Origin of the sequence: Nostoc sp. LEGE 12447 (assembly GCF_015206985.1) — a bacterium.
GTDB lineage: Bacteria > Cyanobacteriota > Cyanobacteriia > Cyanobacteriales > Nostocaceae > Nostoc.
Map to the genome: position 1 here is coordinate 84,122 of NZ_JADEXT010000021.1, position 24,218 is coordinate 108,339.

The following is a 24,218-nucleotide window of genomic DNA, read 5'->3' on the forward strand; positions in this document are numbered from 1 at the left end:
TCATAACTCTTAATAAGCACATTTTCAAACAGAAAATTCAATTCTGAATGTTATAGATTATGGACTCAGCACTAGTTGCCATTCTCTGCTTTGGGAATTCCATTTAGGTAATTGAGTTTCACCAACAACATAGGGGCCCCAATAACGACGGGAGCCATCTTGTGCAAAGGCAACTAAAATATCTCCCTTCTCCAGCTTTAAATTATTCTGAGGTAGAGATAAAAGCAGTCCCTTCTCACTACCTTCTTGGGGGGCAAAATCCCAATGTGCCGGTACATCATATTGAGTCTGTTTAGTACCAGAACCTTTTGCTACCGACTCTCGTGCCAGTAGAGCTAGGCGTACAGGTTGATTTGTTTGATTACTCATCCGCAAAGTCCCTTGATTCTTAGCTTTGCTTGCTGATTTATCACGCTCTGCTAAGACAGGATAAGTATTCTCTTTACTACTATGTTCTACTTTATTGGTTGGAGTAGATAGATTAGCGGAAATACTTTTTTCAGGTGAAACAGGTTTAGAAGAAGTTGTCTCCCACTCTTGAGTTTCACTTGGCAGTTGTGAAGATGTATCTGGGTTTGTGGACTCAAAGGATACACTCACTCCAAAGCATCCCACCAGAGCAACAAGCAGTCCCAAGCAACAGGCTGTAACACCGACGTTACGATACACTAAAGATTTCATATTGATAGTTTTTAGAAATAAATATTTTGTCTAGGCTTGACCAAATAGTAGCCTATTATCACGAAAGACAATTATGAAAAGTAGCTTAAGATAGATTTTATTCAGATTAAGCACATCAATGTATTATAAGTATCATTTTGATTAGAAAATATTTGGAGGAAATTATTTCATTGATGTCCGAAAAACAACAGTTACAGACACTAATTGCTTTGTGTATTGACCGTAGGCTTGGATAAAAACAAGAAAATTAGATACCGAACTAGTCAATGTATTTGTATAGAAAAATAAAAATATCGTAAAGATACTAGCAGAGACAACAAAGTGTCTTTTGCCAGCCCAGATGATAAATATATTTCATCTTGAGTTAGAAAAAGCAGCCTTGAAACCGCCTGTGCTTCCTTAAAGATGATAGGATGTGGAAATTTAAATTAACGCTGGAAACCCAGCATATATCTATAATATTAACAAATAAGCTTAGGCTACAACCAATATATTCTTTAATAATATAAAGATATTTCAAGATATCTTGACTTTTTCCCAGAAGTCTATCTGATGCAAAACACTCGTCTGAATAACTTGTTGGATGCCATTGCTACACGCTTGGGGCAATGGTTTTTAAATCCTTGGCGGCGATTATCGTTACTGATAATTAGTTTTTTGTTTGGTTTTTTTCTGGGAAACGCAGTTTCCACTACAGCTGGTCAACGGGCAGAATTAGATATTGTGGTAGCTGGTTTTTTAGTAGTGTTAACGGAAGTTACTAGTAGAATATTTTACAGTCAGAGCTTTTTTACTAGGCGATCGCTCTTTGTAGACTCACTAAATCTCCTCAAAGTTGGTTTCACCTACAGCCTGTTTCTTGAAGCCTTTAAGCTGGGATCGTGAGAATAGGCAGGGGAGCAGGGGGTAAGGGGACAAGGGGACAAAGGGACAAGGGGACAAGGGGACAGGGGGCGGAGGCGCAGGGGGACAGAGGGGCATAAGGGGAAATTATGAGTTTGTGGCTGGGTGAAATTTTAATTTCAGAAACTGTAACTGAAACTTGGCAGCAGCAAGCAAGAGAAGCAGCACTAGCAGATAGGTTAAGGGCAAAAGCTTTTGGGATCACGCCGGAAAATGTCGATGAAGCGATCGCTTTTCGATCGCATTTACTAAAATCTGTCCTCCCAGCTTTTAGCCAATTCTGCCAAACTACCCTCCAAATCGAACCCAAGAAAATGTTACAGGTTTTGTGGGACTTGTGGCTGCCTTTGGGGATCAAACTAGCATCGCAGCGCCAACAGTTGGAACGCCCTCTGATTCAAGGAATATTAGGAGGACAAGGCACTGGTAAAACTACAATGTCTAAGGTTCTCAGTTTGATTCTGAATCAGTTGGGATTCCGGACTCTGAGTTTATCTTTGGATGACTTATATAAAACTTACAGCGATCGCTTGGTCTTAACACAGCAAGATCCCCGCTTGATTTGGCGCGGCCCACCAGGAACCCACGATATAGATTTAGGCTTAGATGTACTAGATCATATCTGTCAGTCGCAAAGTTCAGTTATGGTTCCCCGGTTTGATAAATCTGCATACAAAGGCGCTGGCGATCGCACTACTTCAGAAATGGTTACAGGTATAGATATTGTACTATTTGAAGGTTGGTTTGTGGGTGTACGACCAATTAATGCAGATGTATTTGATACTGCACCACCGCCAATTGTCACAAATGAAGATAGAGCATTTGCCCGTGATATGAATCTTCGCCTCCATGATTATTTACCACTGTGGGATCGATTGGACAGCTTAATTGTGCTATGTCCAACTGATTACCGCTGTTCTTTGGAGTGGCGCAAACAGGCGGAACAGCAGATGATTGCTGCGGGTAAGTCGGGGATGACCAATGCAGAGATAGAGGAATTTGTCAATTATTTTTGGCGATCGCTTCACCCGGAATTATTTATCAAGCCCTTGGTAAAAGATGCAACAGCAGTTGATCTAGTGGTTGAAATTCATGCCGATCATAGCTTTGGTGAAGTGTATTGCGATCGGGCTAATTCATAATTCGTAGCAATCATGTCCGGCGGGTAATAGTTATGATTCCCAAAGCCATTGCACCCCTCACGCCAGTTGCTCACTTGGCGAGACATCTGGGTGCTAGCCTCTCCCTTTGGGAAAAGATCGCATTGGCTCCTTTTAATGACCTCCTTGCTTGCGGGCTATCCACTACCCGGATCTTTATCAACAAAACTACAACTCACTTAAAAATAAGACTAATGGATAGCCGACAAGGGAAGGGGAGTAAGATTCAAGGTTTCTTGGAGCGAGAAAATTAACAGCAGGATTTAGTAGACTACTTGCCACCAACCGAAGGCTGGGCCAATAAAACGGATAGTTGCCCATCCTATAACCATAAGGATAATGCCTATCCAAGCACCACGAGTTGTCCAGCTGACAAATTGTTCGCCTTGAATTTTTGTGATGGGAAGCCAAGGCAAGATTCGAGTCTCTTGACCGTATGTTTCCCCTTGTGTGGTTTTGCGACGCTTTGCTTCACCCATAATCAGCAATTCAATTTTTACTTAGGTTCTAAATTTATCTTGCCAGGAATTATGGCTATAGACAATTGGGGAATGGGGCATGAGAATGACTTTAAGCGGAATTTTCTTCATCGGTATTAGAAAACAAACTGGGGTCAAGATAGTTAATGCGTGCCAGAGGACTTAAAGCAGAGAGAATTTGAGCGCCGTAGCTACGATTAACTACACGACTATCAAGTAAAGCAACAATGCCTTGACTTTCTCGGACTGGCGCGATCGCTCTTTGTAATTCATTCAAGGCTGCTGGCAATAAATATAAACGAAACCAATCTTGATGCGATCGCTTATAAAGAGCTACCCTACCAGCGACTAGCGGATTTTCTAAAGATGGTAAAGGTAAAGTAGCAATAATTAACAAATGGGGTGCTGGTAAGACTCGCTGATGTTCTCGCCAAAATTCCCAACCGCTAATTAAAATACCATTTTCATCTAAACAAGTTTTTTCTACCTGCACTCGTGAACCAAATTCTGAAGCCAAAATTGTCGCCACTTGAGCCTTGAGTGGTACATCCCCCACCAAGACAACCGTTAACCCCGGTGCTGTAGCACTTAGACAAACCAGTGTGCGGACTTTATGAATAAATGCCGCTTGGAATTCTGGCGTGTTAGGTAAGGGCAATTTATAGGGTACATACAGTTGAATTGCTTCCGCTTGACTCTCCGAGGAGAACTTCAGGCAAGTTAAATCTTCCAAACCAAGGCGCTGTCGGAAAAGAGGAGCCTCAGTTTCCGGTTCTATAGCGCTGCCAATTAAAACTACTGGTTGTCGCTGCCATAAGGGTAAGAGGATTTCTCTTAATTCCATTGGGGCATAGTGCAAAGAAAATAAACCTTGTCTATGGGCTATAGTCGCCCAGAAGAGGGGAGGGGAGGCAGCAGAGGCAGGGGAGGAAAGATTTTCATTAAGGGTTTGAAATTGTTGCCAGAATTGTTTCCAGGGTTCTGGCAGTGATCGTGCTGACTCTAAAGCTAAACAAAGACGGCTTAAAATCTCTATTTCTGGTTGGGAAATTAGATAGCAGTGATATGGATTAACAGGATGCTGAAAAAGTTCGTGCGTTAGTTGTATCCGTGCTTCGCTAATTGCCTCAGCTTGATTTGGACAAGCCAATATGAGTTCGTCCCAATCATGGGGTTGAATATCTTGGGTAAGTTGATCGCGTACCCAATCTTCGAGATCGTCTACCCCATCAATAATTGTGGGGATGCCTTCGGGAAAGCGATCGCCACCAGCAAATTGTCCTCTTAACCAAGCTTCTGGAGAGGTTAACAGTAGCCCTTGGAACTCAGGATCAGGCCAAGCGTCACCTGTTCTAATTGATTTATTGGCTGGTAGCCACTGCTGTAGACGGGGAATTTCTATCCGCAGCAGAAGTTGCTGCACTGGTTCTTGAGCAACAATAATTACAGGGCCGTGCCACATTAGGGCTGATGCTACAAAACTAGTGCGATACCGCCCTTGATAGCCACAAACTGCTCCTACTTGAATTAGGGCACTACGTCCCAGGCGCAAGGCGCGTGCTACCAACCGTGCCATCGTCAAATGATGGGGCCAGGAAGGGAACCCCGCTTGCGATCGCAAAAAGTTATGTAGTGACAAATGAACTTCTGCCTCAATCACACGCTTTTAATTCCATACAAAGTGATTTTTACTTCCAATTGCCCCATTTCTATTATCTTGTCATTTGTTATTTGTCAGTTGTCCTTTGCTAATGACTAATGACCAATGACAAATGATCAATCACCCAATACCCTGAATTATGCCAATTTACACAGGAATTTCCAGCGAAGCCTTCAGGCATCCACTAGATCGCCAAGCCGAGCAAGCTTTACGAAATTTACCGGGATTTGATTTAATCGCTCGTAAATTTGTGGAATTTATCTACGAACGCCCTCAATTAGTCTATCTAATGGGTAACACCATCCAAGTCGGGCCGCGTCAGTATTCCACTATTTACCAGATGTTTCGGGAATGCGTCCGAGATTTGGACATTTACCCAGAACCCGCGCTGTTTGTCTCGCAAGATCCCCAAGCAAATAGCTATGCACTGGGGCAAGAGAATCCTTACATAGTTATAAATACAGGGATACTAGACTTACTAGACGAAGCTGAGATTCGGGTGGTGCTAGCCCATGAACTGGGGCATATTAAATGTGGTCATACTATTTTAATTCAAATGGCGATGTGGGCGATGAGTGCTGCTTCTGCCTTGGGCGAATTGACCTTTGGCCTCGGTAATCTTGTAACACAAGGCTTGATTTACGCCTTTTTTGAGTGGCGGCGTAAAGCCGAGTTATCGTCAGATCGCGCCGCACTACTGGTAATGGATGACTTGAATCCTGTAATGTCAACCATGATGAAGCTCTCTGGCGGTAGTCACAAATATGCCAATGAATGTAGTTTACAAGAATTTATCAAGCAGTCAGAAAATTATCAGGCACTGGATGAAGATGGACTGAATCAGATATATAAATTTTTGATTTACAACGGCGCTCAGGGTACGATGTTAAGTCATCCTTTCCCCGTTGAACGCCTGCATTACTTACGGGCGTGGGCAGTATCCGAAGAATACCAGCAAATTCGCCGAGGGAATTATCAGCGATCGCCTGCTTCTGGCTCAGTAAATGTTGCAGCAGAATCTTCCCCAAATGAAACAGATAATTTGCGCCGTCAAATTGAGGAATTACGACGGGAAATTAACAGAATGAGAAGACCTGATACGGATTCGTAATTAAGGAGCAATCACATAGGGCGGGCACTGGTATTAGTAAATAGTGCCTAGCCTACTTAATATTGATGCAAGATGCTAATTATACCACGTTAACGCACTCTTTGGGGTAGGATAAATTCAATATTCAAAATTAAAAACTTGAATATTGCTTAACTATATCTGAGCATTAAATTTAGATGTAGGCATTTATCAATATGGCAATTCACTTGACAAAACGGCTTTCTGTGTTCGCTACTATTCTAGCTCTTGTCCTTTCCATGCCGGGAATTGCCTTAGCTACACCGGTTCAACTCCATACTACTTCTGGAGTCATTTTCGCCCAAATTACCAAAACTGCAAGTTACTCCACCTTGTCGGATATTAATCTGACTCCCTTACAAAGCCAAGAACTCCAGGCTGTGCGTCAAAGAAGAAACAGAGAAATTGAGGCAGTTTTAAACACATCACAACGCGCCCAACTTAATCGCAATCTCCGGGCTGGTAATAATATGAATCAAGCCCTAGTAAAGCTAAATTTACAACCAGAACAGCAAGATTTAGTTAAGGCGATCGTCCAATTTACTAACTTGAAAATGAAGGCTATTTTGTCTAGACATTCGCTAAAAATCGTACAGAAATAAAGGTTTTATTTTTAGAGGGTATTTGAAAAGTATCTCATTGTGACTTTAGGCACTTTAGATCCCCCCTAACCCCCTTAAAAAGAGGGGGAAACCAGAATCAAAGTCCCCAATTTATCGGGGTATTTAGAGCGATCTAAAACTTTTGATACTCCAGTGATATTCGTTTACAGTCCACAGGCGGACTCTAGTTTGTATCATTATGTGTTTCCTTTAGCGATGCCTGGGTTGGGCTACGCCTACGCACGCACCCTCTAGGACAAATATCTCTTCCTCTCAACTTTTGCAGCATCTATAATTAATCTTGCCCTATTTAGTTCGTTACCATGTCGGAAGAAGATATCCGGGCCGCAAGGCTGGAGAAAGTAGAACAACTCAAGCAGCTAGGGACTAATCCCTACGCCTATCGTTGGGAATCTACCCATCATGCAGCGCAGTTGCAAGAAAAGTTTGCTGATTTAGCCAGTGGTGAAGAAATTGATTTAGAAGTTGCGATCGCTGGACGCATTATGGCGCGTCGCGTTTTCGGTAAACTGGCTTTCTTCACCTTGCAAGATGAAACTGGCACAATTCAGCTTTATTTGGATAAAAATCGCATCCAAGAAAGCATGGCAGATATTGATGCTGATGCCTTCAATCACTTAAAACAACTCACAGATGCAGGCGACATCCTGGGAGTTAAAGGTACTATTAAACGGACTGAAAAGGGCGAGTTATCTGTCTACGTTAAACAATATACTATCCTGACTAAATCCCTGTTACCCCTACCCGACAAGTGGCATGGATTAACGGATGTTGCCAAGCGCTACCGTCAGCGCTACGTTGACTTGATTGTTAACCCGGAAGTGCGGCAAACTTTCCGCCGTCGTGCCCAAATTACAGCTGGGATTCGCCGTTATTTGGAACAGCGAGATTTTCTCGAAATTGAAACGCCAGTTTTACAGAGTGAAGCTGGAGGTGCAGATGCGCGTCCATTTATCACTCACCACAACACTTTAGAAATGGAATTGTATCTGCGAATTGCCACAGAACTCCATCTCAAGCGGTTGATTGTGGGTGGTTTTGAAAAGGTGTTTGAATTGGGACGGATTTTCCGTAATGAGGGAATTTCGACTCGACACAATCCCGAATTTACGACGATTGAAATTTACCAAGCCTACGCCGATTACAACGATATGATGGCGCTGACTGAGGGAATTATTACCACTGTCGCCCAAGACGTACTCGGCACACTGCAAATCACCTACCAAGGGGAACCGATAGATTTAACACCACCTTGGCGGCGAGTGACAATGCACGATTTAGTTAAAGAATTTACAGGCTTAGATTTCAATTCTTTCCAAAGTTTGGAAGAAGCAAAAACAGCAAGTAAAAATGCTGCTATTCCTGGTGTGGATGAAGCCAAATCAATTGGGAAGTTACTGAATTTAGCTTTTGAAGAGAAAGTAGAAGCTAATTTAATTCAACCTACCTTTGTAATTGATTACCCAGTAGAAATTTCGCCTCTAGCAAAACCCCACCGTTCTCAACCTGGTTTGGTGGAAAGATTTGAGTTATTTATCGTCGGGAGAGAAACTGGGAACAGCTTCTCAGAACTTACAGATCCTATCGATCAAAGAGAACGCTTAGAAGCCCAAGCTGAAAGAAAAGCTGCTGGTGACTTAGAAGCCCAAGGTGTAGATGAAGACTTTTTGACAGCCCTTGAATACGGTATGCCCCCTACAGGTGGTTTAGGGATTGGGATCGATCGGTTGGTAATGTTATTAACTGATTGTGCCAGTATTCGGGATGTAATTGCATTCCCACTACTCAAGCCAGAAGGCAGCGTTATTAAGCAATTTAGCTATGAGCCAAAAACTCAAACACTGACTATTGAATTTGATAGTGGAAGTGTTTACGAGTATTTCAAAGTGCCTCCCAGTGTCAAGGATGACTTAGATAATGCACCGTCTAAAGGTCAACACTTTAACAAGTTGATTAAAGGGAAATTTAAGTTTGAACAGTTGAGTTGACCTACTTAAGCATATAAACAATAGGGTGCGTTATGGTTTTGCCTAACGCACCATTTTTATTACCTAAGTTGCACTCACTGATTCTATATAATATTCCTTTAAGGAAATAATACAATTGACATTCCTTGTAAGGAATACTATACTGTGAGGTATGAAGTGACCTGGACTTGGGAACTTTATCTAGATGTCAATGGGGAAATCCCCAAAGATTTGCTGGCTTTTTTCATCAGGATGATTCCTGAAGAGGAGCAACCAGAAAATCCACCAAAACCGTTACTGAGTGCTTCCGAAACCAAGCGTCTGCAAGTTAATCTTCGCTACCTGTGCGACAAAGGACTCGCATCACTTACCAGTGGCATCTTTGAGAAACTGGAAGATGATTTGTATGAGTTACGGATGACTAAGAGCGAACATAATCCACGGTTTATCTTAACGGCTGTTACTCCTCAGAGGTTTGTGGTGCTGCACGCCTTTATGAAGAAATACGACAACGCTATCAAAGATAGAGACAAAGAACCTGCAAGAGTGAGGTTACGTGAATTGCAGCAGAGGGAACAGTGATGAAAAAGCCTAATTTTCAAGTTTGGTTGCAGCAAAAGGTAAGCGACGAACCAGAGGTAATTCTGGCAGGAAAGTTAGAGTATCTGCGCCTATATCTTACCGATGCCATGCGGGAAATACGTAATAAAGCAGGATTGACTCAGGCACAGCTAGCTCAAAAACTAGGAGTAAAGCAAGCTGCGGTGTCCAAATTAGAATCGGCGTTAAAAGAACATGAGTTGGAATCAGTGTTGCACTATTTACACGCCTTGGGTGCAGATTTGCTGGTAGCCGTCAAACAAGGGGATGACTTATATCAAGCTAGCGATAACGAAGGTGTATTGCTAGTAGATGTACCAGATGTAGTTTTCCAAAAGGCATTGGCGGCAAACATGAGCGTGCGGGAATATGTGCGTGTAGCCGTTGAGAAGTTTTCTGTTGAGGATGATGGACTGAGAACAGCTTTGGTAAAACTGCTGGAAAGTGACGATTCGGTAGCGGTGAAAGTAAGAGAGCGTTTGGGTTCAAGGACAATCGAAGAAGTTGCTGTAGAGTTGGAAAAATGTTTAAGTCTATCTGAAGAAGAAGATAGGATTTTCGCTGTGAAAAATGTTTTGGCTGCTAATGTGTCGTGTGGGGAAAGTAATCGCGGAAATAGTAGTGATGAAATTGATGAAATTGAGTTGTTGGATTTAGCTGAAGAATTGCTAGAGAAGTTGGTAGAAGTTTTTGGGAAATCTAACTAGAGATTGGCTGCATATATAAATATGGGAAAAGGATTTGGATTTAAAACGCAAACCATTAGCATTAAAGAACGCAAAGTATACAGGCATTTTTTAGATAAGGTATTGCAAGTAGCTGAACAGGGGCTTCAGAAAGGCCAATTACTTTACTCTCTTTTAGAAAAAAACCTGGAAAAGTTAAATGATGTATTTGCCGAAGTATTGCGAGATTGGGTAGCTTCTAGTTTCCCTAATCTAACTAAAAGTAATGCACGAAAAAAAGCAAAAGCAATATTTGTCTTTAGCTACTGGATTCGTGAGTTTACTCAAGGAGATAAAGAGAGTAATTTAGAAATAGCACTTGGTAGCTATCAGAGTGCTTTAAAAATATATACACGTAGTGAGGATTCAACAGAATGGGGAAATATTAACTATAATTTAGGTCTTATTTTTCGAGAGCGACAGCGTGGAATTTTTGGAGATAATCTGGAGCAAGCAATCAAATACTTTCAGAATTCATTAAAAGTTTTCACTCATGAATTTTTTCCTGAACAGTGGGCTAGAGCCAATCATAATTTGGGTGCTACTTACTGTCAAAGAATCTACGGTGAGAAATCAGAAAATTTGGAAAATGCAATTATTTATTTTGAAAATGCTTTGTTGGTAAGCACTAAACAGGCTTACCCAGATAAATGGTTAGCAATTAAGAACGATATGGCTAGTGCTTACATCAGTCGTCTTCAAGGAGAAGAAGAACAGAATATAGAAAAAGCCATTTCCCTTTGTCAAGAAGCTTTACAAGCTTGTCATCTAAATTCCTTTCCAGAAACATGGGCAGCGCTTCAAAACAATTTAGGTACTGCTTATCTAAAACAGATTAATACTGAAAAAGCAAAAAATATAGAATCTGCTATTAGTTGTTTTACAAAAGCATTACAAGTGTATACTCAAGGCAATTTTATAGAATATTGGGCAGGGCTACAAAAATCTTTAGGAGAAGCTTATCACAAAAGAATATTGGGTAATCGTTCTGAAAATATAGAAGTTGCTATTAGCTTCTTTGAAAAAGCACAACAAGTTTACACTCAGGAGGATTTTCTAGAGGATTGGGCAGCTATTCAAAGATCATTAGGATTTGTTTACTATAGTAGAGAATTTGGAAACCGCTCAGAAAACCTAGAGAAAGCTATTTCACTTCTTGATCAAGCTTTACAAGTCTATACTCAACAATCTTTTCCTAAAGAATGGGGTTTAGTTCAAATATTCCTTGGGGAAATATACTTGAGTAGAATTAGAGGAGAAAAGGCTGAAAATTTGGAACAAGTGCTTACTTGTTATCAAAATGCTTTACAAGTTTATACTCCCGAAATATCTTGTGACCTTTGGGCTGCCATACAAAATTGTTTAGGAAAGGCTTATTTTCATCGGATACATGGAGATCACAAAGATAATCTAGAAAAATCTATCATATTTTTTGAAAGAGCTTTGCAAATTTTTACCCGTGAAGCTGCTCCAGAAAGCTGGGCAGAGACGCAAAATAATTTAGGAAATGTTTACTGTAAGCGTATCAGAGGAAAAGCATCTGAGAATCAGAAGCAATCTATTCTTTGTCTAGAAAATTCCCTTCAGGTATATAACCGCGAAACTTATCCTGAAACTTGGGCTACAATTCAGGGCAATCTCGCTATTGCCTACCAAAAGCTGATTGAAGGAAAACCTAGTGAGAATATAGAACGAGCAATCGTTTACCATCAAAAAGCTTTGCTGATACATACCCAACAGGCGTTTCCTGAAGAGTGGGCGAAGATTCAACACAATCTAGGAAATGCCTATAATGCTCGTGTTAAAGGAAATGAAGAAGAGAATCTGGAATTAGCTATAAATGCATATCAAGCTGCTTTACAGATTCGTAATTTTGAAAGCTTCCCACAAACATGGGCAAATACTCAAAATAGCTTAGGGACTACCTACATTAAACGTATAAAAGGCGATAAATCAGAGAATTTGGTCTTAGGTATAGCAGCTTTAAAAGCAGCTTTAAAAATCAACTCTCCAGATGGTTTTCCGAATAGCTGCTGGGTAAACGCTCGTAATCTTGGTTATGCAGCATTTACTACTCAACTTTGGTCTGAAGCTATTTATGGCTATGAAAAAGCAATTAATGCTATTGAAAAAATCCGTACTTGGGTAACTTCTGAATTCCGTCGTCAAGAAATTTTAGAAGAAGCTATTGATGTTTATGAAAAAATGGTGCAAGCCTGCATCAATGCTGGTCAAATAGAAAAAGCCTTTGAATACTCAGAGCGATCGCGTTCCAAACGCCTGGTAGACTTAATGGCAAGTAACAATCTCTACCAAAGTGGGGAAATTCCCCCAGCAGTTGCGGAGTTATTGCAGCAATACGAAGAACTGCAACGCCGAATTGAGCAAGAACGACAAAGCCATAAATCTGAAAATAACCGTAGTGAAACACGCGCTGCTTGGGAAGCTTATAATGAAGCGATCGCATCTTTAGAAGCCCAAAAACAACAAGTTTGGGAAAATCTCAGACGCGAAGATCCCGTATTAGCTGGCGAAATTCAAGTTAACCCCCTCAGCTTGTCAGAAATTCAAAAGCTAATTGACCAGCCAAATATAGCTATCCTCAGTTTCTACACTACCAACAGCAACACCCATATTTTTGTCGTGCAGAAACACCAAATTACTCTCCACACCTGCACAGGACAAGGGTTAAAGACGTTGCAAGGCTGGATTAACCAGAATTGGTTATTGCCTTATATGAATGATTACAAAAAATGGGAAACTCAAATTAATAGCATTCTCCGCGAATTAGCTGAACGCCTGCAAATATCTGAACTCATATCCCAACATCTTCAAAGAATAGAAGAATTAATTTTAGTGCCTCACCTGTTACTCCATCAAATTCCCTTCGCTGCTTTGCCTACAGGAGAATATCAGGAATATTTAGGAGATAAATTTCTTATTCGTTATACCCCAAGTGGCCAAATTTTAGAATTTTGTCAACAACGCGACAATGTAGGGAAATTTAATGAAATATCTCTACAATATGGAACTGTGGAAGATGCCGAAGACAACCTTCCCTGCGCCAGATTTGAAGGCGAAAAACTTGCCCAAATGTATAATATTCCACCAGAAAATAGATTAATTGGCAGCAGTCAAGCCACCTCTAATAACTATCGGCAGTTAGCACAACAAGTTCAAGTACTTCATTCCTGCCACCATGCCCAATCTCGCCTCGATAATCCTTTAGAATCACAGTTAAAATTAGCTGATGGTAGCATCACATTAGGGCAATTAATGACACCAAGCTGGCGTTTACCTCAACTTATAGAAGTGTTTCTATCTTGTTGCGAAACTAATTTAGGTACTCCTTCGCTAACTGATGATATTCTGACTCTCTCCACAGGCTTTTTGTGCGCTGGTGCTAGAAGTGTAGTTAGTACTCTGTGGTCAGTTAATGATTTAGCTACAGCATTATTTTCCATTTTCTACTACCAGCAGCGACAAGAAGGTAAAAACCGTCCTGAAGCTTTACAGCAAGCCCAAATTCAGCTACGAGAGTTTACAAAAATAGACCTAAAGAAAGTATTCCATGAAGTAGAAGTAAGGGAGAAAGAACTGATACGAAATAGAAAAAAACATCCTTCAGATTCTATCGAATATGAACAATGGAAGCGTGAATATAATATGTATGCCGAATTGAACAAACGAATTATAGAAATAGAAAATTCTACTCAGCAATTTCCCTTTTCAGACCCTCGTTACTGGGCTGCTTTTATTTGCCACGGTTTACGGTGATAAAAGATTATTTAGGTAATTACTCGCCCTGCTCCTCAACCTGATTCAGATTTGGTAATAATTCAGGATTTAGAGTTTCGCTTAAAGTATAAAGACAGATTTCTGGAAAAACTTGCTCACCTAACTCAGTTTCTCGAATTGCTAAAGCCAAACCCATTAAGCTTGCTGCGCTACTACAATTTTTCTTAACTGAACCGTATTGGCTCATAGCAAGGTTTCTCTGGACTAAAGTCCTTACTACAAACTTTAATTTATTTACGCCTAGCCACTAAAAAAAGATTGTGTGGCGCGATACCTACGATCGCAAGCTACGCACCACACAATCTAAAATAATCTAAAATCTAATGACTAATTCGCTACCTCAGCCACCTCAATCACGCGCCCTTCATAGTCTTTGACCAAAAAGTTTAGGGGCTTCTGGTTACGAATCTTGAATTTCAAACCGCGCGTTTCAACTCGCATTAAAATCATTTCCAAGCAGTCGTGGTCAAAGCAAACGTGGCGTTGCTGATTTTTGCTACCTAAACTCGCACCAGTAATAACGTGTAGCTGGGTGTTCTTCTTCAATTGATACCACAGCCCTTCGGTAGCATTATTCATCACTTTGCTTGACAAACTCGGCCCTGTAGACATGTATAGCGGATCAATCCCAGTTGCGCCTATAGTTTGTTCGTAGTTGTAGTAATAGTGCAAGGGCACCTCAGCTGCGGGCAAATCTAGCAGCCCTTCATACAATTGTCGGGCAATCTCCAAATCTGACACCATGACAGTGTGTACTTTTGGGGCACTGGTGAGGAACATCCACATCGCACCAGCGTAAGCTGCTAGCAGCATTACCATAATGCCTTGGGTGGAAAACAGGCTATCCAAGGGCAAGGAAGGGAGAAAGGAGCCTAAAGTAAGGGGGCTGAGGAGGAACGACATCGCACTAACTGCTATAACCATGAACAAATAAGGATTCTATAGGGGAGTCGATTTTATAATTGTCGATTAAGACTAAAATTAAGTCCTTGTTTCTAGTTTATCAATAACTCAAGTTGTCTGAGTCTCGGCTACAAACTGGGCAACACCAAGATATTATGCGATTAACTACGGGAGTGCAATTCCCAAAATTATTTTAACAACTATCAACTCAAAGACTTGTGCAAATTCCTCATTTTCCTGAAGCTAATCATCCTCTGGTAAAGTCGCTATTTCATCACAGCGATCAAGAACTACTGACTCTGTTTCAGCGTAATCCAGATGCTGGAAAGTATTTTACGGTGATTTTTTGCCGCTATAGCCCCATAGTGTATACCTTAATTCGGCATTCGGCGCGATCGCCAGTGCAAGCAGATTATCTGTTTGCCCTTACCTGGCGGCATATCTATTACGAACTCGGTGGACTAAATTTAACCAGCCCTGAATCAGGTGAGCCAGCCTTAACCATGCAAAATTGGTTAATTAATATGACAGCTTTCTGTATTAACGAAATTAAGCTACCACCCACAGAAGCAATTCATTATTCTCTGCAAGCGACTTCACCACCGCTATGGTGCTATGTACAACAGGCATTAGACCAACTACCCCCTGTTTTACGATTAATCGTGTTAATGTCTCAAACTTTTCACTGGAGTGAAACAAGAATCGCTGCCTATCTGCAAGCCGAAGGAGAAGCGATCGCTCCCAACGAAGTAGCCAATTTTCTTCAGGAAGGCTATCGTATGCTAGAGGACAAATTACCCACAGATATCCGCACCATATACTTTGGGGAAGATTTAGCTTAATCCTAGCTTAAGTGTAAATGCGTATATTCTTTGTCTTCAATTTATAAACTTAAAACTTCTTCTTAGACCTTCTACTTAAACCCGCAACTTTACGGGTAATTTTTATGAAACAACGGCTTGTATTTCCAAGGCAATTAGTTTGTGTAGATGTGATTTCTCGTCCCCAGATGCTTTTACACAGCTTTTTACTGTTTACTTTTTTGCTGAGTCCCATCGCTGCTGGTGCAGTTGATATTACGCAACAACTCCATCGTCCTTTAAATAGTTCTGTTGGACGACAATCAAGAGATGAAGCAGATAGCTTGCTACGTATCGGTAAACAACAATATGCTTCAGGATATGCCGATAAAACAATTGCATCTTGCTTGCAGGCACTAGAACTATATCACTCAATTGGCGACCTAAAAGCACAGGGTCTGACTTACAATTTGCTTGCAAAGGCTTATATCCAGATTGATAGTCTAAAAGAGGCGGAAGATGCTTTACGACGAGGATTAGCGATCGCTCGTGATACGAAAGACTTCCAATCTCAGATTTTTGTGCTAAATAATATCGGTACATTTCTCCTGCAACAAGGAGAAGTTTCTACTGCTGGTAAAACAGTTGAAGATGCACTCGCAATTGCTCACGGTGTCAAAAACATTGAAGGGGAAGGACTGTCTTTGAGCAATTTGGGTTTGGTAACTGCTAGGTTGGGAGATTACAACAAGGCGATTAAATTGTATGAAACTGCCTTAATTTTCCGCCGTCAGACTGGCGATGCCATTGGTGAAGCAAATACCCTGAATAATTTAGGTGATGCCTACCGAGCGTCGGGAAATTATCAAGATACCATTGCTACCTATGGTGAAGCGATGCGGACAGCTAAAACTAACCGCGATCGCACCAATGAATTACGTGCAATTGACGGTTTAGTGAAAGCTCACACTGCTGTCGGACGCTACGAGAGAGCTTTTGATTTACTAGAGCAACGTTTAGCACTCGCTAAAGAATTGCAAAATTTGCGAGAAGAATTAAAATCTTTTGAGTCTTACGCTCAGTTATACAAACAACAAGGTAATTATCTAACTGCCCGTAATTTTTACGAAAGGGCGATTATACTGGCGCGGACATTGGAAGACAGCAAGCAAGAAGTGCAATTGCGAGATCAGCTAACTAAAATGCTTCAGCGAAAATAGGGGCAATTTCTGCCCCTACTTTCGTAGTCAATTTGATTAATTCAAGAATACTGAACCGTTTCGTTCAATTCTCATAGCACTTCTACCCTGTGCGGCATTGGTGGCTTCGTTAAATTTAACTTCCAAACTTCCTGGCTCTGAAGAAGCTTGTGGAGTCACTGTCAACTGTCCACCATCTTCTCGTTCAAACGTCACCGTTACTGGTGCCCTTAGACCTTGCAATATAACATTTGACTTACCTTGTAGCGATCGCGGTGCCGTATCGCCAATCACTTGGAAAGTTACATTAGCCGCAGTGTCATTTACCAACCTGACATTAACAGTACCATTTGCCAGTGCGATCGTTGCGCTGGGAGTTTGCCGTGGTTGTAGTAGTTGTGGTTGATCGGTCGAAGCCGCCCCTGGTGAAGGCTGTTGAGTTTGATTTCCAGGGGCTGGGCGTGGTGGCGTGACACCTGTTTCTGGAGATTCACCGCCGACACCCAATCTTGTTTGCTCTTGTGATGGAGTAGCAGAGGTGGGAAGAAGCCCTTGAGCAGCTAGTCTTTGAGTTAGCGCATTCGGAGGACATCCTTGCGGTACCACAACCCGACTATTATGTGGTTCTTCGTAGAAAATTCTAGGGCAAGGGTTAATCTTCGGAGTAGATTCTTGTCCTACTGATTGTTGTGCTATTGCTTGAGGAATTATTGGCAGACTAATTATTAATCCACCACAAATAGCACCAAATAACTCAGCAGACTTACGAAAATTTTGAGGCTTTATATTCATTATTAACTCCCGATCTAATTGAATTTTTCTTTATTAAAAAAATTCTCAACCAGCAAATTTAATTAGTGGCTAATCTTTTATCTAAACACCTAGATTTTAACAATATACTCAAGCTTTGTTCTCTAGCTAGAGGTTTAGAAATAATAGATTAGCAGACATAAATATCTCATTCTAAAGTTTCAAATTAATGGCTAAATCTGCAATGGTTGCCATAAAAATTAGTAAATAAATTCACTTATCTACATCTGTCACAGGAAACAATTGTTGAATTTGCGATTTAAGACTCAAGAGTTATCGGTAAAGTCACAGTAAACGTTGTGCCAATGCCTTGAGTACTTTCTACTTGAATATGACCCTGATGATGTTCGACAATAGCTTGAGCGATCGCTAATCCCAATCCTGAACCAGTAGCGCTAGCTGTAGCTGTATTCCCAGTTGTATGAGTCCGTGCCGGATCTACCCGATAAAAGCGGTCAAACAAGCGTGGTAGTGCCTCTGCGGGGATTCCAACTCCGGTATCATTCACCTTAACTTGCAACTGGGCACTGGTATAACGTAGTCCAGAAACGCGATTTATTCCCTCTATCCGCGCTAATTCCACTTTTACCCGTCCACCAGATGGAGTGTAATGCAAGGCATTAGCAATTAAATTTGTGAACAGGCGCACCAGCTGATCCCAATTACCCACAAAGGTAAACCAATTTTCCAGTAATTCAGGGTTAGTTTCAGAGGCAGGAGGATCAACTAAGTCTAGAGAAAGGGCGATTTTTTTTTCAGGGACTAACAATTGTTGTTCTTCAACCACTTCCATCAGCAAGGCATCTAGCGGACAAGGTGAAAAAATATCTTTGCTAATCCCACTATCCTGTCGTGCTAAGAAAAGTAAGTCATTGACTAATTTACCCAAACGCTGGGTTAAGCGTTCTACCACCTTTAACTGTTGCCGATACTGCAAAGAATTAGTCGTTTCTGTCTCTGCTAAATCCAAATCAGTAAGGGCAACTTGCACATTTGTTTGAATCAAAGTAATTGGACTTCTAAGTTCGTGGGAAGCATCAGCAGTGAATTGTTTGAGGCGTTGATAAGATTCACCTACAGGTTCCATCGCTTTACCCGAAAGAAACCAGCCACTTGCCCCTACAGAAACCACCATTAAACCAATACCTAGCGCCAAATCAAAAATTAACTCACGACTAGGTTTAGTGACTTCAAACCAGGGATGGCTAACACGCAGATATCCTAATACTTGCCGCCCTACTTCCACCCGTTGGGTAACTTGCCGTAATAACAATGGGGAGTGGGGAGTAAAGAGTGGGGAGTTAGGAGTGAGGAGTTTATCATCTTTGCCTTTTTCTTTCTCCCCCTTAACTACGCGCACAGTTTCACCAGTGCGGTTGGCATGAATAGGAATATTTAGGGGTTCAGATAGCGTTGACCAAAGTAATTCACCAGTTGGACTAAACCATTCAAGGTCGATGTGGTCATCTTCTACGGTGTCGGCATTCTCAGGAAAACTGGCTTCTAGATTATTAATGCGAAATTTATCTGCATCAGCATCAATTGGCTCAAATATGAGCTTAGATGCACAGGGGCTTGTTGTGAGACAACGCTCCACTATTTCCACTACATGGTTAAGGGTATCGTCAATGCGCTCAATCAGTGTACTGCGGACGTATAAATAAACGCCACTGGCAAACAGTAGTAGTAATACAGCAGTGACAGCAGTATACCAAAGGGCAAGACGGCGACGAGTAGCTTGAAACATATTGTAATGCTGTGAAAAATGCTTTGGATAAAGAAAAAAACAGATATGTATTATCGATTATTCTCCTTTAAAATACTCTCTGTCAGGATCTAACCGGAAAACTTTTATACTAAAATCCTCTAGAAACTAATTTATTTTTTTAACAATTAGAATCAATAAATTAAGTATTTTTACGCAGGCAGTATCTTTTACCTGAGAGTTAAATTTTATTTGCAGTGAAGTTTGAAGGAGAAATACAAAAGAACATTAAAAATTTCATAGCAACAGCTAATACATAACTCTTTTGTGGATGAATTTATAAAGTTGTAACAAAATTACAATTGGCTACAAAAAGTTTGAGCAACTTCGTAATGGCAATAACTTTCCTCATCTAGTACTTATTTTTCGCTGAAATGAACCAAATTGACTGCTAACGAAAGACTATGAAGATTCAGCAGTGTGTTTAAAACTTGAAACCTAGGTACAACAAATATCAGAATTTGAAATATTTAACATCAACTAATTCACATACAAACACTTAAATTCCAAAAGGAAAAACCATACTTCTGAATGGGTGCATAATCACGACACAGTTTAATAATTTGCCAGAAGTAACAAAAAATTTGTGGTTGATTAATAGCAATAAACTTGCATTAGTTGCAAAGCCATAAGTAATTTCAGCCAATACAAGTGTTTATTTTATAAAAAATAATAGATAACTTATGCCAACTTATTCAGGATTCACCGATCCAGGAAGTACAACAGCCACAGCTTTAAATACTGCAACTTATATCGGTGGTTCTCTTACCAGTACAAGCAACACCTTTCAAGACTCTCTCAGCAGTCTTGATAGAGACGATTACTACAAATTTACTCTTAGTAGTTCTAGTATAGTTACCTTAAGCCTAGATGGATTAGCAGCAAATAGTAATGCCAATTTAATCTTGACAGATAGTAATGGTTCAACTATTACTGCTCCTAACTTGTCTGGTAACGCATCAGAGAATATACGTTTTACCCTTAATAACCAAGCTCCCAACACTTACTATGCCCGGATTTATTTAGTAACTGGGGCAGTTAGCACAACTTATAATCTCACTCTGTCAGCCGAAGTCATTCAAGATAGTGGTATCTCTGACAATACAATTGCACTGGCAAACACTAACAGAGATATTAGTGGATTTGTCAATGGTGGCAGCTACAGTGGAACTGATTTTGTCGCAAGTAGTGGCTTTGTTACAGATACTAGCGACTACTACAAATTCACCTTAAATAATAATGGCACTATTGGTATTAACCTCAATCCTTCAAGTGGGAATGCTGACATACAGTTGTTGAATAGCTCTGGACAATCTCTTCAACCTGCCGCCACTAGTACTCAAACAGGTACAAACCAAGATTCTATAAATCGTTCTTTAGCCGCAGGTAGTTACTATATCCAAGTCTATGGAGCCGCAGACTCGACTAACTATAATTTGCAGGTTAATTTTACCGCAGATGCCCCAGATCAAGGAGGAAACACTGTAGCAAATGCCACTGTTGTCAGTCTTCCTGCCACTATCTCAGATTTAGTCAACACTAATGATACTCAAGACTATTATAAGTTCACTCTCAACTCAACCGCCTTAGTTGATATCCGATTCACATCACTCTCAGCAGATGCTAATTTAACACTGCAAGACCAAAATGGTAATGGCATTGTTCCAACCACTAACCAATCAGGAACAACCCTAGATGCAATTCGCCGCAGCTTAAATCCTGGTACTTACAACATCTTAGTAACTCGTGGTGCTGGTACAACAACAGCTAACTATACTCTAAGTGCGGTTGCACAAACTATAAGCCCAGACCAAGCTGGTAACAGTCAAGGGGCAGCTCAGAATTTAGGTACTTTAAGCGGTTCTATTTCCCGCAGTGAGTTTGTGGGCAGTATAGATTCTAATGATTACTATAAGTTCAATCTTAATACCAGCAGTTCCTTTAATCTCAGCCTTTCTGGCTTGAGTGACAATGCAGATGTACGGCTATTCAACAGCGTTAATACACAAATAGCGATATCTAATCAAACCGGAAATAGCAACGAAACTATCAGCAATCTTTCCCTGAGTGCAGGTACATACTACATTCGGATCTATCCTTCTGGTTCAGCCGAAACTTTCTACAACTTAGACATAACGGCGCAGCCACAAGCCCGACAACTGGAAATAAATCCTGGAGCTGGTAGTTCTGACCCTGATAACTTGACCACTTGGAATAACGCTTTGTACTTTACTGCCAATGATGGTACTACAGGTATTCAACTATGGAGGACTAATGGAACTACAAATACCCGCATTACTAATACTAATGGTTTTAATCCTGATGATTTGATTGTTTTCAATAACAAGTTATACTTCACTGCTACTAACAGCACTTTTGGTACAGAACTTTGGGAGTACAATGGCACGTCTGTAACTAGGATTAGTGATATTAATCTGAATACTGGCAGTTCTAACCCCAGTAATCTTACCGTTGTTGGTAACAAACTTTTCTTTGTAGCAGTTGATAGCAGCAATATCAAAAAACTGTGGGTTTATAACAGCACAAGTGTCAGTTTAGTAGATATTAATCCTAGTTTCAGTAGTTCTCAATCACCCACTTTCGTTGCTTTTAACAGTAAGCTCTTTTTCACAGCCAAAAACAACAGTGAGCTTTGGTCAACTGATGGCACTATAGGCGGTACGCAAGTTATTAGTGTCGGAGGAACTACTCAATCATATCCTGCTAACTTTAGAGTAGTTGATAGTACACTCTACTTCACTGCCAGCAATGGTACAAGCGGTTTTGAGGTCTGGAAATACCAAAGTGGTACAACAGCTAGCTTGCTGAAAGATATTACACCTGGGAACAATAGGTTCGCGCCGACATATTTGACAGCCGTTGGTAACACTTTGTACTTTGTGACAGATAGCGATAATGACTTTAACTTGGAACTGTGGAAGAGTGATGGAACATCTGGCGGAACCGTCAACATCAGAACTAATGGACAAGCACCTAATGTTGGTTTAGGGTCTTTCTCTCTAACTGCTGTTGGTAATATTCTTTACTTTGTTGGCAACGACCCAGTAACTGGTCTAGAATTGTGGCGAACTGATGGCACAGACGTTAACACAGCAGTTGTCAAAGATATTTGGGCTGGCACAGACGGAAATAGCCAGCCTAATAACAGTATTCCCACTAGTCTCGTCAATTTCAATGGCACCCTGGCTTTTGCAGCTTCTGATCCTTTGGAAGGTTCTGAAGGTGAAAGCAGCAACAGGGAGGTGTGGTTCAGTGACGGCACAACTGCCAATACTCGTAAGGTTAGCAACATTAACGCTACAGGAAATGCTAACCCTGGCAGGCTGACTGTCGTTGGTACACAGCTGTTCTTCACCGCCGACAACGGGACTAACGGTACAGAATTATACGTGCTTTAAACAGGAGGTGATTTTAGAAACAAAGTCGATATAAGAAGAAGCGAAATTTAACTGGTTGCGGTTTCACTAAAATTTCAGCCATTTGTAGACAAACTATCGAGTCCACGAGATTTGCTAACAATACAACACAAAAAATAGGGAGATGTTTTCCAATATGAAGAACAAATTTTTAGCTCTTGCTGCTTTTGGTACTGCTATTCTAGGTGGTGCAATTCTTTCTGCTCCTGTTAACGCTCAGATTGCTCCAGGTAGTCAAACACAGCCCATCACTGTCAATGTCTCTGTCCCAGAGATTCTGTTTTTGAGAACTATCACAACTGCTGATGTAGCCATTACTCCAACTGATTTAGTTGGCGCCGCAGGAGCAGCATTATTAACTTCAAATGGTGGTACTCCCGCTGCTTACGAAGGCAGTGGTCAATCTGCTGGTAGTACTCTTGATATTGTATCCCCATTTACAGTAGCCGCAGCACCTGTGCTCAAAACTATTCCCAGTGCCTACATCGTTTGGTCTAACAGTCCTACAGGAAGTTATGAAGTAGACATTACACCTGGTCCTTTTGTAAGCGGCGCGAATAATCTTGCAGTTGTTGTTAATGGTGGTGATGTTAGTACTGCCTCAATAACTGCTGAAGGCTTAACTGCTGCTACTCCAAAAGACATTGCTTTGGATGTCACATTAAATGCTACTGCACCAGCGGGAACCTACACAGGTGTTTTGACAGTTGATGCTTTCAGACCATAACTAACCTTTCTTTGGGTGACAGTAGGAAAAGAAATCTGACTCAAACCTTGGCAAGCAAAAGACAGATTGCTCTCTTTCTGCTGACGTAACTCAGTAAACTGGTTAACTTTTTAAATATCTCCCCAATTCCTCAGAACCTGGGGGGATATCTCCCATATTAAATCCATTAGCAACAAAATTCAGTAAAGATTTGACCTGTATACATGATTTGAATGTGAATAATTTAGCAATATGTCATGGTATCCAACTAAGAGTTGCAAACGTTACCTGCTTAACTCCATAGCTGTCAGTCTAGCTATGCTAGCCTGTTCACAAACACCGACTGTGGCACAATTCATCTCCACTGTTGAACCCACAGAGATTTACCAGTTAGCGACTCCCCAAAAGCTGAGAATTCCTCCCATTGCACAGTCAGAAATTTCTGTGATTGCCAAAAGTGAGTCAGTAACTAATCCAGGAGATTTATTAGCACCTCCCCAATTTAATACCTTGATTGTTCGGGAATTTCCTAACATTTGGCAAATGCGTGTTCCTGTAGACCAAGTGAACTTACTTTATGCCACTTATGAGATGAAAGCCGAAAATGGCAAGAGTAATGCAGTTAGCAGTGAACAGCGTTCTAATTCTGTGGTTCAAGTTGTTCTAGAGCCGTTGCCCATCATTGAAATTTCTCGCGATCTCAATACTAATACAGCTTTGGTACAAGGCGGATTCCGATTAAAAATGGACGTTTCTGGTACCCAAGTTGCAGGCCAATATGCTGGGGAATTAGCGGTAATAGTAGATCGCCGTTAATTTCTCTACTTGGATTCAGAAAATAGTTACTTTATGGTGTGTTTTCAAGTGAATAAT

The 24,218-nt window shown here is 41.0% G+C and carries 20 protein-coding genes; 13 read left to right on the plus strand and 7 right to left on the minus strand.

Annotated features, from left to right (window positions below; translation table 11 throughout):
- Positions 1-57: 57 nt before the first annotated feature.
- The gene (locus IQ274_RS20890; RefSeq protein WP_194143305.1) at positions 58-681 is read right to left on the minus strand and encodes a hypothetical protein; all 624 of its coding nucleotides are present in this window, start codon (positions 679-681) and stop codon (positions 58-60) included.
- Between the two features lie 552 nt (positions 682-1,233).
- Between IQ274_RS20890 and IQ274_RS20895 the strand changes: the two genes are divergently transcribed.
- Together IQ274_RS20895 and IQ274_RS20900 are read left to right on the plus strand one after the other, a co-directional pair.
- Entirely contained in the window at positions 1,234-1,566 is a 333-nt protein-coding gene (locus IQ274_RS20895; RefSeq protein WP_012411493.1) for a DUF565 domain-containing protein, read from the plus strand.
- 107 nt (positions 1,567-1,673) lie between these two features.
- Complete coding sequence (locus IQ274_RS20900; RefSeq protein ID WP_194143306.1) at positions 1,674-2,726, plus strand: glycerate kinase; 1,053 nt, start codon at positions 1,674-1,676, stop codon at positions 2,724-2,726.
- A 281-nt stretch (positions 2,727-3,007) separates the two neighbouring features.
- Here IQ274_RS20900 and IQ274_RS20905 read toward each other — a convergent pair whose 3' ends face one another.
- Entirely contained in the window at positions 3,008-3,223 is a 216-nt protein-coding gene (locus IQ274_RS20905; protein ID WP_114081445.1) for a DUF2839 domain-containing protein, read from the minus strand.
- A gap of 91 nt (positions 3,224-3,314) precedes the next feature.
- Positions 3,315-4,883, minus strand: coding sequence for a helicase C-terminal domain-containing protein (locus IQ274_RS20910; protein ID WP_163928244.1), 1,569 nt, complete (start codon positions 4,881-4,883; stop codon positions 3,315-3,317).
- Positions 4,884-5,022: 139 nt separating this feature from the next.
- Between IQ274_RS20910 and IQ274_RS20915 the strand changes: the two genes are divergently transcribed.
- The 6 genes from IQ274_RS20915 (at position 5,023) to IQ274_RS20940 (ending at position 13,704) form a co-directional block, all read left to right on the plus strand.
- Positions 5,023-5,994 (plus strand): M48 family metallopeptidase, encoded by a 972-nt coding sequence (locus IQ274_RS20915; protein WP_194143307.1) that lies wholly within the window; start codon positions 5,023-5,025, stop codon positions 5,992-5,994.
- Between the two features lie 194 nt (positions 5,995-6,188).
- Positions 6,189-6,614: a hypothetical protein gene (locus IQ274_RS20920; protein WP_190934868.1), complete on the plus strand. Its 426-nt coding sequence runs from the start codon at positions 6,189-6,191 to the stop codon at positions 6,612-6,614.
- Between the two features lie 323 nt (positions 6,615-6,937).
- Complete coding sequence (lysS, locus tag IQ274_RS20925) at positions 6,938-8,623, plus strand: lysine--tRNA ligase (RefSeq protein ID WP_194143308.1); 1,686 nt, start codon at positions 6,938-6,940, stop codon at positions 8,621-8,623.
- Positions 8,624-8,779: 156 nt separating this feature from the next.
- Complete coding sequence (locus IQ274_RS20930) at positions 8,780-9,184, plus strand: type II toxin-antitoxin system RelE/ParE family toxin (protein ID WP_163928251.1); 405 nt, start codon at positions 8,780-8,782, stop codon at positions 9,182-9,184.
- Positions 9,184-9,909, plus strand: a complete 726-nt coding sequence (locus tag IQ274_RS20935; RefSeq protein ID WP_163928253.1) for a helix-turn-helix domain-containing protein — start codon at positions 9,184-9,186, stop codon at positions 9,907-9,909. The genes IQ274_RS20930 and IQ274_RS20935 overlap by 1 nt, the downstream gene beginning before the upstream one ends.
- Positions 9,910-9,930: 21 nt before the next feature.
- The gene (locus tag IQ274_RS20940) at positions 9,931-13,704 is read left to right on the plus strand and encodes a CHAT domain-containing protein (protein ID WP_228058278.1); all 3,774 of its coding nucleotides are present in this window, start codon (positions 9,931-9,933) and stop codon (positions 13,702-13,704) included.
- Between the two features lie 19 nt (positions 13,705-13,723).
- Here IQ274_RS20940 and IQ274_RS20945 read toward each other — a convergent pair whose 3' ends face one another.
- Positions 13,724-13,912, minus strand: coding sequence for a DUF29 domain-containing protein (locus IQ274_RS20945; protein ID WP_228058279.1), 189 nt, complete (start codon positions 13,910-13,912; stop codon positions 13,724-13,726).
- Positions 13,913-14,052: 140 nt separating this feature from the next.
- The gene (locus IQ274_RS20950) at positions 14,053-14,649 is read right to left on the minus strand and encodes a glyoxalase-like domain protein (RefSeq protein ID WP_193949977.1); all 597 of its coding nucleotides are present in this window, start codon (positions 14,647-14,649) and stop codon (positions 14,053-14,055) included.
- A 197-nt stretch (positions 14,650-14,846) separates the two neighbouring features.
- On the opposite strand from IQ274_RS20950, the gene IQ274_RS20955 reads away from it, so the two are divergent.
- Both IQ274_RS20955 and IQ274_RS20960 read left to right on the plus strand, forming a co-directional pair.
- The gene (locus IQ274_RS20955) at positions 14,847-15,470 is read left to right on the plus strand and encodes a sigma-70 family RNA polymerase sigma factor (RefSeq protein WP_194143309.1); all 624 of its coding nucleotides are present in this window, start codon (positions 14,847-14,849) and stop codon (positions 15,468-15,470) included.
- A 167-nt stretch (positions 15,471-15,637) separates the two neighbouring features.
- Positions 15,638-16,648, plus strand: a complete 1,011-nt coding sequence (locus IQ274_RS20960; protein WP_163928286.1) for a tetratricopeptide repeat protein — start codon at positions 15,638-15,640, stop codon at positions 16,646-16,648.
- Between the two features lie 36 nt (positions 16,649-16,684).
- Here IQ274_RS20960 and IQ274_RS20965 read toward each other — a convergent pair whose 3' ends face one another.
- A complete protein-coding gene (locus IQ274_RS20965; RefSeq protein WP_194143310.1) occupies positions 16,685-17,419 on the minus strand; it encodes a hypothetical protein in 735 nt (244 codons plus the stop codon).
- Positions 17,420-17,696: 277 nt separating this feature from the next.
- Entirely contained in the window at positions 17,697-19,184 is a 1,488-nt protein-coding gene (locus tag IQ274_RS20970) for a sensor histidine kinase (protein WP_194143311.1), read from the minus strand.
- A gap of 701 nt (positions 19,185-19,885) precedes the next feature.
- Between IQ274_RS20970 and IQ274_RS20975 the strand changes: the two genes are divergently transcribed.
- The 3 genes from IQ274_RS20975 (at position 19,886) to IQ274_RS20985 (ending at position 24,161) form a co-directional block, all read left to right on the plus strand.
- Positions 19,886-22,621, plus strand: coding sequence for a pre-peptidase C-terminal domain-containing protein (locus IQ274_RS20975; RefSeq protein WP_163928263.1), 2,736 nt, complete (start codon positions 19,886-19,888; stop codon positions 22,619-22,621).
- A gap of 154 nt (positions 22,622-22,775) precedes the next feature.
- Positions 22,776-23,366: a hypothetical protein gene (locus tag IQ274_RS20980; RefSeq protein WP_163928265.1), complete on the plus strand. Its 591-nt coding sequence runs from the start codon at positions 22,776-22,778 to the stop codon at positions 23,364-23,366.
- 231 nt (positions 23,367-23,597) lie between these two features.
- A complete protein-coding gene (locus IQ274_RS20985) occupies positions 23,598-24,161 on the plus strand; it encodes a hypothetical protein (RefSeq protein WP_163928267.1) in 564 nt (187 codons plus the stop codon).
- Positions 24,162-24,218 lie beyond the last annotated feature (57 nt).